The sequence below is a fragment of the Nocardia anaemiae NBRC 100462 genome (genome assembly GCF_001612725.1).
Lineage (GTDB): Bacteria > Actinomycetota > Actinomycetes > Mycobacteriales > Mycobacteriaceae > Nocardia > Nocardia anaemiae.
Genome location: NZ_BDAZ01000051.1, coordinates 83,848 through 97,926 on the forward strand (window position 1 = coordinate 83,848; position 14,079 = coordinate 97,926).

Here is a 14,079-nt window from a genome sequence, read left to right on the forward strand (position 1 = left end):
CGAGATCGGTTGAGCGCGATGAATAGGGCTTTCCCCTAACCAAACATTCGGTATGTTTCGGAGCCTCGAAACCGTCTTTCGGTCCGCTCCGAGCGTTAGCGTGCAGTTCGCCAGCTTGCCTCTATGGGCTGGCGTAAGACGTCGTTTTTCCGGTATTTGTGCCGCTCAAGCCGCAAATCTGGAGAGTTTGCGGGAATGTAGCTTGTGAAAGTGCCTTGCTGCCAACGTCGTTCGAAGTGAAACAAATCCGCAACGCTGGCCATCCGCTGCATTAGGTGCTCCGAATCTATGGGCGTGGATCACGTCCTACAGCTGGCGCGTGCGCGCCTGCGGTGGCGGTGCTCGGGGAGTTGTGCATCAACAGCGGCAGAAGGAGTGATTGATGAAGTCATTGGCCACGGATCGCGTCGACCAATGCTCTTCCGGTGAATTCTCGGCACAACCATTCGCACTGTCGCCAGCGCAAACAGCCCTCTGGTACGCCCAACGTATCCGCCCGGATGTCCCGCTGACCATTGCGCAGTATGTCGAGATCCACGGAGACTTGGACGTCGGACGCTTGCTGTACTCGATCGAGCGGTTCGGTGTCGAAACGCAGGTCGGACATGTGCGGCTGATCGAGATCGACGGTGTTCCACATCAGGTCATCGACCACTCCCGCCGCCCCGGCTGGGGCCGGATCGATCTGCGCGACGAGCCCGATCCGCATGCTGCCGCGCTGCGCTGGATGAACGAGCACGCCAGCTCACCGATCGATTTCGAGCGCGATCCACTGACCACGAACATAGTGCTGCGGACCGGTGAATCCGACTACATCTGGTACGCGCGCGGCCATCACATCGTGATCGACGGCTACGGCGCGATGAACGCGCTCACCCGCACCGCGGAGATCTATACGGCGGTGGAGAACCGCACCGAACCCGAGCCGTCCCGAGCCACACCGCTGGCCAAAATCTATGCCGATGAATCCACATACCGCGACTCCAGCCGGTTCCGCAACGACCGTGACTATTGGCTGGAGCAATTAGCGGGCGCGGGTGGACCGATGACTCTGTCCAGCGTGAACGGCCTGACCGCCGCCCCCGACGCGGGGCGGCGGCGTGCTTGCGCGGTCCTCGACGAGCCCGCCGAGGCAGCCATGACCGCGGCCACGGCCGAACTCGAGACGCACAGCTCGACCATGTTCGTCGCCGCACTGGCCGCCTACGTCCGGTCGGTGACCGGTAATCCGGACGTGGTGCTGAGCCTGCCGGTCTCGGCGCGGACCACGGTCGCGCTGCGCCGCTCCGCGGGCGTGGTCTCGAATGTGGTGCCGATCCGGGTGCGCTTCGATGCCGACACCACCGTGCGCGATGTGGTTCGCACCGCCGAATTGCAGATCACCGGAGCGCTGCGGCACCAGCGCTACCGGCACGACGACATCCGCCGCGATTGCGGCTACTCCCGCGATGCGCGCGGGTTCTTCGGTCCGATGGTCAACATCATGCTGTTCCACGACGAGCTGAAGTTCGGCAGTCTGCTCGGCTCACTGCATGTGCTGGCCACCGGCCCGGTTGAGGACCTGTCCATCAATCTGTACAACGGCGAGGGCGGTCGCATCCATGTCGACTTCGAGGCCAATCCGCAGCTCTACGCGGAGTCCGAGGTCACCGCGCACCATACCCGGTTCCTGGACTTCCTGACCCGCTTCCTCGCCGCCGAACCCGATACGCGCGCCGAGAGCCTGCGCGCCATCACCGATGACGAGCACGAGCGCGTCGTGCACACCTGGAACGCCACCGACACCGCGCCGCAGCAGGGCACCCTGTCCGGCTTGTTCACCGATCGGGCGATGATCTGCCCCGATGCGGTCGCGCTCGAATTCGGTGATGAGACAATGACTTACCGCGAACTCGATGAGCGTGCCAATCGGTTGGCCCGACTGCTCATCGCGCGCGGCGCGGGCCCGGAGAAGGTGGTCGGACTGTACCTGCGGCGCAGCCTCGAGTTGGTCGTCGGCATGTACGCGATCATCAAGTCGGGCGCGGCGTACCTGCCGCTGGATTCCGACCACCCCGTCGAGCGGATCGAACAGATCCTCGCGCAGGCTGATCCGGTCTGCGTATTGACCGCGGCCCGAGACGAACTCGCGCTGCCCGACGGCGCGGACGCGGTGGCGATCGATATCGTCGACCTCGCGGATTTCGATGCCCACCCGATCACCGACACCGACCGGCGCACCCCGCTGCGTGCCGATCACCTCGCGTACGTGATTTTCACCTCCGGTTCGACCGGAAAACCCAAGGGTGTCGGCGTAACCCACGCCGCGATCGTCAACCGGCTGCGCTGGATGCAGCACGAATATCCGCTCGATACCACCGACGCGGTACTGCAGAAGACTCCGGCCACCTTCGACGTCTCGGTCTGGGAATTCTTCTGGCCCTTGCAGATCGGCGCGCGACTGGTCATCGCGACGCCGGACGGCCATCGCGATCCCGGCTACCTGGCCCGGACCATCGCCGAAAAGTCCATTACTATCGCACATTTCGTGCCGTCCATGCTTTCGGTGTTCGTCACCGACACCGACGTGCGCGGCTGCACCACGCTGCGTCGGGTGTTCTGCAGCGGTGAGGCGTTGCCTGCGGCCACCGTTCGTGATTTCCACGCCGCCCTGCACGGGCCCGAACTGCACAATCTGTACGGGCCGACCGAGGCCGCCGTCGATGTCACCTACTGGCCGTGCCCGGCCGACCCGGAAACCGTGCCGATCGGCTCGCCGGTGTGGAACACCCAGACCTACGTCCTGGACGCACAGCTGCGGCCGGTGCCGCCGGGGGTCGTCGGCGAGTTGTATCTCGCGGGCGTCCAGCTGGCTCGCGGTTATCTCGGCCAATCCCGTTTGACCGCTGACCGTTTCGTGGCCAACCCGTTCACCCCCGGTGCCCGGATGTACCGCACCGGCGATCTTGCGCGCTGGCAGGGCGATCCGGATCTCGGCAACCACCAGGGCGATTCGGGTCGGGGTGTCCTCGAATACCTGGGCCGCAGCGACTTTCAGGTCAAGATCCGCGGACTGCGCATCGAACTCGGCGAAATCGAGGCGGCACTGCTTGCCGACGAACGGATCGCCCGTGCCGTCTGCGTCGCCCACCATGGCCGCACCGGCGACGAACTCATCGCCTATGTTGTTGCCGTACCGGCCTTTTCGGGCACTCTGGACAGTACCGCACTGCTGAATGCATTGCGTCGCACACTGCCCGGCTACATGGTGCCCTCGGTGCTGATGTTGCTCGACGAACTCCCGTTGAGCGCGAACGGGAAGATCGACCGCAAGGCGCTGCCCGAACCCATTGCCGCCCGCCCGCCCGGCCACCTCACCGCCGAACCACGCACCGAGGTGGAACGGGTACTCGCCGGGATCTTCACCGAAGTTCTCGGCATCGACGGAATCGGTGTCGAGGACGGCTTTTTCGATCTCGGCGGCAATTCGCTGATCGCCGCTCGTGCCGTCGCGCGGATCAATGCCGCCCTCGGCACCGGACTGACCATCCGCGACCTGTTCGAGGCCTCGACCATCGCCGCGTTGATCGAGCGCTTCGCCACGCACAACCCGGATGCGTCCTCGCCGAAACTGGTACCGGCGCAACGGCCGCAGCGGATTCCGTTGTCGCTGGCTCAGCAACGGCTGTGGATCCTGAACCGCTTCGCCGAACATGCCGCCGCCTACAACATGCCGCTGGCCGTGGAGATCGACGGCCCCCTCGATCTCGTGGCGCTGCGTGCCGGGCTCGTCGATGTGATCGAACGGCACGAATCCCTGCGTACCACCTTCCCGGATGCGCCCGAAGGCCCGTATCAGCTCGTGCATCCGGCCACCGATATCCCGCTCACCCTGGATCCGATCGATGCGACCGGCGCCGATGTGCGCGCACTCGCCGAGGAGTTCGCCGGATACGGCTTCGATCTGCGCAGTCAGGCCCCGATCCGGGTGGCCCTGTGGAGCACCGGACCCGATCGGCACGTATTCCTCATCGTGCTGCACCACATCTGCGGTGACGGTTGGTCGATCGCACCACTGGCCAAGGATCTGATGTCCGCGGTAGCCGCGCGGGCGAACGGCATGGCACCGCAGTGGAACCCGCTGCCGGTGCAGTACGCCGATTTCGCCCTGTGGCAGCGCGAACTGCTCGGCGACGAAACCGATCCGGCGAGTGCGCTCAGCCGCCAGCTCGCCTACTGGCGTTCGGCCCTCACCGGTCTACCGGACCAGCTCGACCTGCCACTTGATCGTCCGCGCCCACTGCGCCGCTCGACCGACGGCGGCCGGGTCGAATTCACCATCCCGCCCGAGATCCGCCGCGCCGCAGGCGAACTCGCCGCCAGCCGGGGTGTCAGCATGTTCATGGTGCTGCACGCCGCATTGGCTGCCCTGCTCTCGCGGCTGTGCGTGAGCACCGATGTCGCAATCGGCACCCCTATCGCGGGCCGTTCGGATCCCGCGCTCGACGATCTCGTCGGCATGTTCGTCAATACGCTGGTGTTGCGGACGGAGGTCGATCCGGCCGCCGGATTCGACCAGATGCTGGATGTGGTCCGCGAAACCGACCTCAATGCCTTCGCCAATGCGGATGTGCCGTTCGAGCGGCTGGTCGAACTCGTCAACCCCGAGCGCTCCGCCGCCAGGCATCCGCTCTTCCAGGTGATGCTGTCCTATGACCGCGCACCGGACCTGCGTATCGATCTCCCTGGTGTGCAGGCGCAGGTGCTGCCGATCGCCGACGATATCGCCAAATTCGATCTGCAGCTGGAACTGCACGACGGCATCGCCGATGGTCCGTTGCATGCCGAATTCGCCTATGCCACCGATGTTTTCGACAAGCGCACGGTGGAATCGTTCGCCCGGCGCTTCATCGCCGTGCTCAGTGCCGTCGTCGTCGAGCCGAATCGTCCGGTCGGCGATCTGGACATTCTGGACCTGCGCGAGAACGCGAAGCTCGTGCCGATCGCCGGTGCACCCGGCGAGCCCTCGATCACCCTGGCGCAGCTGTTCACCGACATCGCCGAGCGGTTGCCGGATGCGACCGCCGTGCGCTACGAGGGCGTCGACACCAGCTATCGCGAACTCGACGAGATGTCGAACCGGCTGGCGCGCACGCTGATCGAGCACGGTGCCGGACCCGAGGTGGTGGTGGCGGTCGCCTTGCCGCGCAGCCTCGATTCCATCGCGGCGATCTGGGCGGTGGCGAAAACCGGTGCGGCATATGTGCCGATCGATCCGAGCTACCCGGCCGAGCGGATCGGACATATGATCGCCGATTCCGGTGCCATGCTCGGGCTCACCGTTGCGGAATCCCTGGCCGCCATGCCCGCCTGGCCCGCCGGGGGCGGTAAGCACCGCAAGCACTATGTCGATTGGCTGGTGCTCGGCTCCGAGGAACTGGCCGCCGAATCCGCCCGCTACTCAACCGCTCCCGTCACCGACGCGGACCGCCACTACCCGCTGCGCACCGGAAATCCGGCCTACCTGATCTACACCTCGGGTTCCACCGGAAAGCCGAAGGCCGTCGTCGTCACCCATGCCGGTATCGCCTCGCTGGCACAGGAACAGATGCACCTGTTCGGTGTGACGGATTCGGCACGCACGCTGCACTTCTCCTCGCCCAGCTTCGACGCGTCGGTGCTGGAGATACTGCTCGGGTTCGCGGCGGGCGCCACCATCGTCATCGCCCCCGCGGGCATGTACGGCGGCACCGAACTCGCCGGTCTGCTTCGCACAGAGCGGGTCACCCATGCCTTCATCACACCGGCCGCGCTGGCCACCGTGCCGGAGGAGGGGCTCGACGAGCTCGAGGCCGTCATCGTCGGTGGTGAGGCGTGCTCGGAGGAACTGGTCGAACGGTGGTCGGCCGAGCACCGCATCCACAATATGTACGGACCTTCAGAGGCTACCGTCGCGGCCACCGCCAGCGGTCCGATGCAGGCGGGCCGCCCGGTGCCGCTGGGCATGCCGGTGCGCGGTATGCGGCTGTTCGTGCTGGACGCGCGACTGCATCCGGTGCCACCGGGCACCCCGGGTGAGCTCTACCTGTCCGGCCCCGGGTTGGCCCGCGGTTATCTTGGCCGATACGGCCTTACCGCACAGAGCTTCCCGGCCAATCCGCATGGCAGGCGCGGTGAAAGGATGTACCGCACCGGCGATCTCGTGGTCTCGGATCCGACCGGACAGCTGCGCTTCCTCGGCCGCGCCGACGACCAGATCAAGATTCGCGGCTTCCGCATCGAACTGCGCGAAATCGACCACGTGTTGCGCGCCCATCCGGGTGTGAATGCCGTGCTCACCGTCGTGCACACCGACGAACACGGCCAGGCCCGCCTGGTCGCCTATGTGACCGCGGATGAACCGATCGATGCCGCCGATCTCATCGAGACCGCGCGTCAGCGGCTGCCCGGTTACATGGTGCCCGCCTCGATTGCGGTACTCGACGAGATGCCCGTCACCCCGGCCGGGAAACTGGATCGAAAGGCCCTGCCCGCACCGGTTTTCGCGGCCGCGGGTTCCTCGCGTGCGCCGAGTACGCTGCTGGAGCAGCGCGTCGCGGCGGTGTTCGGCGAAACCCTCGGCCATCCGATGACGGGCGCGGAGGACAGCTTCTTCGACGTCGGCGGCAACTCGCTGCTGGCCACCCGGCTCGCCGCCGCGCTGTACGCGGAATTCGGCGTCGAACTGCCGGTGCGGCTGATCTTCGAGGCGCCGACGGTGGCCGGTATCGCGGAACGGATAGCGGAAGCGCCCCGGACGCAACGGGTGGCGCTGGCTGTGCATACCCCGCGTCCGGGACGCATTCCATTGTCGCTGCCCCAGCAGCGACTGTGGTTCCTCAATCGATTCTCACCCGAATCGAGCGCGTACAACATCGCATTCGTGATTCGGATCGACGGCGATCTGGATGTGGCGGCACTGCGCGCCGCGCTGACGGATCTGGTCGAGCGGCACGAGGTGCTGCGCACCGTCTTCCCCGAGGACAATCTCGGCGCCCAGCAGTCGGTGCTGCCGACCGCCAAGGCCATGCCGGTGGTCGAGCCGGTGGCGGCCGACGAGGGTGCCGCCGAGCAGGCACTGCGGGCCATGGCCCGCAGCGGATTCGATCTCACCAAGGACATCCCGCTGCGGATCACCTTGCTGCGCACCGACTCTCAGCGTCATCTGCTCGGCATCGTGATACATCACATCGCCGCCGACGGCTGGTCGCTCGGCCCGCTGACCCGGGATCTGGCCGCCGCCTATCTGGCCCGACGCAAGGGTGTGGCGCCCGGTTGGACGCCACTTCCGGTGCAGTACGCCGATTTCGGGCTGTGGCAGCGCGCCTACCTCGGTGACGAGGCCGATCCGGACAGCCTCGCGGGCGAGCAACTCGCCTACTGGCGCACCGCACTGGCGGACCTGCCGGACGAGCTGCCGCTGCCCTACGATCGGCTGCGGCCGGCGGAGCCGACGCAGGAGGCGGGTTCGGTGCGCTTCACCGTGCCCGAGCCAATGCGGAAGGCGCTGGCCGAACTGGCGCGCGAGCAGGGCGTGAGCATGTTCATGGTGCTGCGCTCGGCGCTCGCGGTCATGCTGCGGTTCATTACCGGTGGTCGGGATATCGTGATCGGCACGCCGGTCGCGGGGCGCACCGATACCAAGCTCGACGAGCTGGTCGGCATGTTCGTCAATACGCTGGTGCTGCGCTCGGACGTCGACCCGGATATTCCGTTCGCGACGCTGCTGCGCGCGGATCGGGACAACGAGCTGGCGGCCATGGCGCATGCGGATATTCCGTTCGAGCGCATCGTCAAGGAGATGGGACGCGATGCCCGCGGCAGCGGTCGCCAGCCGCTGTTCCAGGTGGCGCTGACGGTGCAGGACGGACCGGTGCCGTCGCTGGAACTGCCCGACCTCGCGCTGCGTGCCGAGGAATTGGATATCGCGCTGGCCAAATTCGATCTGGAACTGCGCGTCGGTACCGCCGCTCGCGACGCCGGATCCGGCACGTCGGCGCGTGACTTCGAATTCGTCTATGCCGCAGAGCTTTTCGATGCGGAAACGGTCAAAACGCTGGCCGATCGGTTCCTGGCTGTTTTGGCGGCCGTCGCCGCCGGGCCGCAGGTGCTGGTCCGAGATATCGACGTGCGCACCGCATTCGAGCGCGGACAGCTCACCCCGGCCACCGGCGGCGCTACCACGCCGCAGTGCACGCTGGCCGCTTACTTCACCGCCACCGCGCATATGCATCCGCAGCGCACGGCGATCCGCGCGAGCGGCACCTCGCTGACCTACACCGAGGTCGACGCGCGCTCGAATCGGTTGGCACGGGCGCTGATCGAGCGCGGGCTCGGCCCGGGTGACCGGGTGGCACTCGGCCTGACCCGGTCGGTCGACTCGGTCATCACGATGCTCGCGGTCGCCAAGTCCGGTGCCGCATTCGTGCCGGTGGATCCGAACTATCCAGCCGACCGGGTGCGGCACATGCTGGTCGACTCCGGGTGCACGGTGGGTGTCACGCTTTCCGAGCACGCCGATCGGCTGCCCGCGACCGCGGGCACCGACTGGCTGCTGCTGGACGCTCCCGAATTCATCGAGGAACTGGACGAATTCGACGACTGCCTGGTCGACGACTACGAACGCCTGCGCCCCGTCGAGATCGCCGATCTGGCCTACGTGATCTACACCTCGGGCTCGACCGGCAAACCCAAGGGCGTGGCAGTCACGCACAGCGGACTGTCGAATTTCGGCGACGAGGTCCGCGAGCGGATGCGGATCGACAAGGATTCGCGCACGCTGCACTTTTCGTCCCCGAGCTTCGACGCGGCCATCTTCGATCTGCTGCTGGCGATCGGATCCGGTGCGACCATGGTGATCGTCCCGCCGGATATCTACGGCGGCGACGAACTGGCCGCGCTGATCGAGCGCGAAGGCGTCACCCACACGTTCATCACCCCGGCCGCGCTGGCCACCATTGATCGGGAACGGTGGTCGTTGCCGAGCCTGCGCGCGGTCATGGTTGGCGGCGAGGCCTATGGTCCGGACTTGGTGGCTCGCTGGGCCCCGGGACGGGAGCTGTTCAACGGATACGGGCCGACCGAGACCACCGTCGTCGTCACGATCTCCGATCCGATGGTGGTCGGCGAGCCGATCACTATCGGCACCCCGGTGCGCGGTGCCCGCGCGCTGGTGCTCGACGAGCGGCTGCGTCCAGTGCCGGTCGGTGTGCCAGGCGACCTGTACCTCGGCGGATTCGGCGTCACCCGTGGGTATCTCGACCGGTTCGCACTCACCGCGACGCGATTCGTCGCCGACCCATTCGGACCGCCGGGGTCGCGGATGTACCGCAGTGGCGACGTGGTGCGCTGGAATGCCGAGGGCGAGATCGTCTACCTCGGACGCAGTGACCATCAGGTCAAGGTGCGCGGCTTCCGCATCGAACTCGGCGAGATCACCAATGCGCTCGCCGCACATGAGCACGTGCGGTTCGCGCACACCGAGGTGCGCCATATCGCGGGCGCCGATCGGATCGTCTCGTTCATCCACCCCGCCGACGACACCACACCGGATATCGACGCGGTGCGCGCCCACGTCGCCGGACAGCTTCCCGCACATATGGTTCCGGCGAGTATCACGGTGCTGGACACCATTCCACTGACCCCGACCGGCAAGCTCGATGTCGCCGCACTGCCGGAACCGCAGCTGACGATGCGCACGGCGCAGCGCGCACCGGCGACCGACTCCGAGCGGCTGGTCGCCGAGGTGATGGGCGAGCTGGTCGGTGTCGAGGACGTGAGCGCCGATGACAGCTTCTTCGATATCGGCGGAAATTCACTGCTGGCAACCCAACTCGTGGCCCGGCTGGCCGCGGCGACCAATATCCGGCTCGAGGTCCGCACCGTCTTCACCACGCCGACGGTCGCCGAACTCGCGACGCTGCTCGATTCCGGATCCGGTCCGGACACCCGTGCGGAACTGGTGCGCCGCGATCGGCCGGAGCGGATTCCATTGTCGGCTGCGCAGTATCGACTGTGGTTCCTGAACCGGTTCAACCAGAACGGGGACGGCGCGGATCATGCCGCCGGGGCCTACAACATTCCAGTGGTGCTGCGGTTGCGCGGCGAGCTGGACGGCGATGCGCTGGTACGGGCATTGCATGCCGTACAGCAGCGGCACGAGACGCTGCGAACGGTCTTCCCCGAGATCGATGGGATGCCAACGCAGCGGATTCTCGATCCGGCCGATGCGGCCGTCAGGCTGTTCGTCACGAGTATGCCCTCGTCCGAAATACCCGGCGCGATACAGAGTTTCGCGGCCCCGGGATTCGATCTCGCCTCATCCGTGCCGCTGCGGGCCGCGCTGATCACGGTCGACGAGGACGGATCCACCGACGCGATATCGGGGGCATCGACCGAGCACGTCTTGGTGCTGGTCGTCCACCACATCGCGATGGACGGCTGGTCGCTGGCACCTCTGGCCGCCGATGTGGCCGCCGCCTATGCGGCCGCATGCGAGGACACGACGCCGGACTGGCCGGAATCGGAGATCCAGTACGCGGATTACACACTCTGGCAAAAGGACACGCTCGGCAGCGAGGACGATCCCGATTCGGTGGTCCATCGCCAGCTCGACTACTGGCGCGACACCCTGGACGGAATTCCGGAGCTGCTGAACCTGCCCACGGACCGGCCGCGCCCGCCCGTGCCGAGCTATCGCGGCGGCATTGTCGAGTGCCCCATCGACGCGCTGACCCATCGGGAACTGCGCACGATTGCCACCAGCAATAACGTCAGCATGTTCATGTTGCTGCACGCCGCGCTCGCGGTACTGCTGCACCGGATGACCGCGACCGACGACATCACTGTCGGCACGCCGATCGCCGGGCGCGGTGGCCACCCCGAGCTGGATCGAATGGTCGGCATGTTCGTCAACACGTTGGTGCTGCGCACCCGGATCGATCCGGACGCCAGGTTCACCGATCTGCTGCACGCCGTGCGCGATACCGATCTGGACGCGTTCGCGCATGCGGACCTGCCGTTCGAGCGGCTCGTCGAGGTGCTGAATCCGGTGCGCTCGCGGGCCCACCACCCGATGTTCCAGGTGATGCTCTCGGTGCAGAGCCATCCGGTGCGGGTGCTCGAGCTGCCCGGCCTGCGCATCGAGTCCGAGGATGTCGACACCGGGATCGCGAAGTTCGATCTGCAGTTCACGCTGACCGAATCCGAAACCGGCGCAAGGGAACCCGGCGGCATCAAGCTGTCGGTCAACTACGCCAGCGATCTGTTCGACGAGGAGACCGCGCAGCGGCTCGGTAAGCGACTGGTCCGGCTGCTCGCCGGAGTCGCCGCGAATCCGACCACCGCCGTGGGTGATCTGGAGCTGCTCGATCCCGCCGAGTGGTCCGGGCTGGCCCCGGTGCGCGGGGCCGAGGCGGACCGGCCGGTCACCTTCCCCGAGGTGTTCGAGACCGCGGCGAATCTCGACCGCAAGGCCATCGCACTGCGTTCGGGCGACACCCAGGTGAGCTACGACGCGCTCGACCGGTGGACCAACCGGCTGGCGCGGGTGCTCATCGAACGCGGCGTTGGTCCGGAAGCGCTGGTGGCGCTCGGGATTCCGCGCTCGGTCGAGTCGGTGGCGACAATGCTCGCGGTGGCCAAGGCTGGTGCGGCATTCGTACCGGTCGATCCGATGTATCCGGCGCAGCGGATCTCCCATATGCTCACCGATTCCGGTGCGGCACTGGGGATCACGCTGGCCGCACACCGTGATCAGATGCCAGGCGATGCCGAGTGGATCGTGCTCGACGATGCCGAATTCCGTGGGCGGGTCCTGGATACCTCCGATGCGCCGATCGAGATGGACGAGCGGACCAGTTTGCTGCGGGTGGACAATCCGGCCTACGTCATCTATACCTCCGGCTCGACCGGTACCCCCAAGGGCGTCGTGGTCACCCATGGTGGCCTGTCGAACTTCGCGGCGGAGACCGCGGAGCGCTTCGAGGTGCACCCGGGTTGCCGGGTCCTGCATTTCGCGACGCCGAGCTTCGACGCCGCGATGCTCGACCTGCTGTTCGCACTCGGTGGTGCGGCGACGCTGGTGATCACGCCACCGGGGGTGGTCGGCGGCGCCGAACTGGGCAGGGTGTTCATCGACGAGGGGATCACGCACGCGTTCATCACCACCTCGGCACTCGGCACGGTCGATCCGACCGGCGTCACCGAACTGGCGCATGTGCTGGTGGGCGGCGAGGCACTGCCGCCGGACCTGGTTACCCGCTGGGCGCCCGGCCGCAATCTGTACAACGTGTACGGGCCGACCGAGACCACGATTGTCACGGTGATCTCCCAGCCGATGACACCGGGCGGGCCGATCACGATCGGCGAGCCGATCCGCGGCGTCAACGCCACCATCCTCGATGGGCGGCTGTATCCCGCGCCGGTCGGGGTGACCGGTGAACTGCATCTGGCGGGTACTGCGCTGGCGCGAGGTTATCTGAACCGGCCGGGGCTGACCGCGCAGCGGTTCATCGCGAATCCGTACGGCAAGCCGGGGGAAAGGATGTATCGCACCGGCGATCTCGTGCGCTGGTTCGGGCACAGCTCCGACTCGGCTCGCGAAATCGAATACCTCGGCCGCACCGACCATCAGGTGAAGATCCGCGGCTTCCGCATCGAACTCGGCGAGATCGACGCCGCGCTCGCGCGGCACGAGCAGGTCGAGTTCTCGACGACCATCGGGTATCGCACCCCCGCCGGTGCGACGGCACTGGTCTCGTATGTGAAGCCCCGCGATGGCATCACGCCGAGCACGGCCGAACTCAGCGAACATCTCGCCGAGCGGGTGCCGAATTACATGGTGCCGCAGTCGATCATGCTGATCGACCAGGTTCCGCTCAGCCCGGTCGGCAAGCTCGACCGAAACGCGTTGCCGGAACCGGTCTTCAGTGCGAGCGAAGGCTATCGGGCGCCGACCACCCCGACCGAAGTACAGCTGTGCGCTGCCTTCGCGACGGTGCTCGGTGTCGAGACGGTGGGTGTGGACGACGGATTCTTCGAACTCGGCGGCAACTCCCTGCTGGCCACCAAGGTCGTGGCAGAGTTGCGCGCCAACGGGATCGATATCCCGGTGCAGCTGATGTTCGGCGAGTCCACTCCGGCCGCCATCGCGGCCCGGCTGGACGGAGCCGCTCACCCCGGCGCGGCCATCGCCGCGACGCTGGAGCCGGTGCTGCCGATCCGGGCCCGCACCGCCGCGAGCCTGGCTCCGCTGTTCTGCATCCATCCCGCGATCGGACTGTCCTGGTGCTACTCGGGCCTGCTCGCGCATCTGCCCGCGCAGCGACCGGTGTACGGATTGCAGGCACCGCATGTCGCGGGTGAGGACGGGTTCGATTCGATCGGCGAGGCCGCGCAAAACTATGTGGCACATATCAAGTCGATCCAGCCCGAAGGGCCCTACCATCTGCTCGGCTGGTCGCTGGGCGGTCTGATCGCGCAGGAGGTGGCGGTCCAATTGCAGGAGGCGGGCGAGCAGGTCGCGCTGCTGTCGATGATGGACAGCTACCAGCTCACCGACGAATGGCTCGAGCATGCGATCCCCACGGTGGCCGAGATTATCGGCGAATTCGGCAGTGCCGCCGATGACGTCGACCTCGACCCACGCATGACCCTGCGCGACGCCGCCGAACTGCTGCGCTCGCGCCCCGGACCGTTCGCCGCCCTGACCGTCGAACACCTGGAGCGCCTGTACGCGGGCTACACCAATGGCACCGTGCTGGCCCACGGCTTCCGGCCGCGGACCTTCGACGGTGACGTGCTCTTCTTCACCGCGGCCGATGACGAGATCAACCACACCGACCCGACCCGCTGCGCCGCGGCATGGGCACCGTTCGTCACCGGCACCATTCACAACCACGACCTGCCCTGCAAACACTCGGCGATGACGACACCGGAAGCACTCGCCGTCATCGGTCCCGTGCTCAACGAGCATCTGGAAGGCGCATCGGGGCAGGAGGCACGGTCTTGAGAGAGCGTTTCGAACAATCCATCCACACAGCACCCGTACGCATCGACGAA

1 protein-coding gene is annotated in these 14,079 nt (G+C 66.7%); it reads left to right on the plus strand.

Going from position 1 to position 14,079, the window contains the following annotated elements:
• Positions 1-382 precede the first annotated feature (382 nt).
• Positions 383-14,029: a non-ribosomal peptide synthetase gene (locus tag NA5_RS27120; RefSeq protein WP_084484443.1), complete on the plus strand. Its 13,647-nt coding sequence runs from the start codon at positions 383-385 to the stop codon at positions 14,027-14,029.
• Positions 14,030-14,079 lie beyond the last annotated feature (50 nt).

Coding starts and splice junctions, on each gene's coding strand:
- NA5_RS27120 (WP_084484443.1), top strand. CDS start 383: ATGAAGTCATTGGCCACGGATCGCGTCGACCAATGCTCTTCCGGTGAA.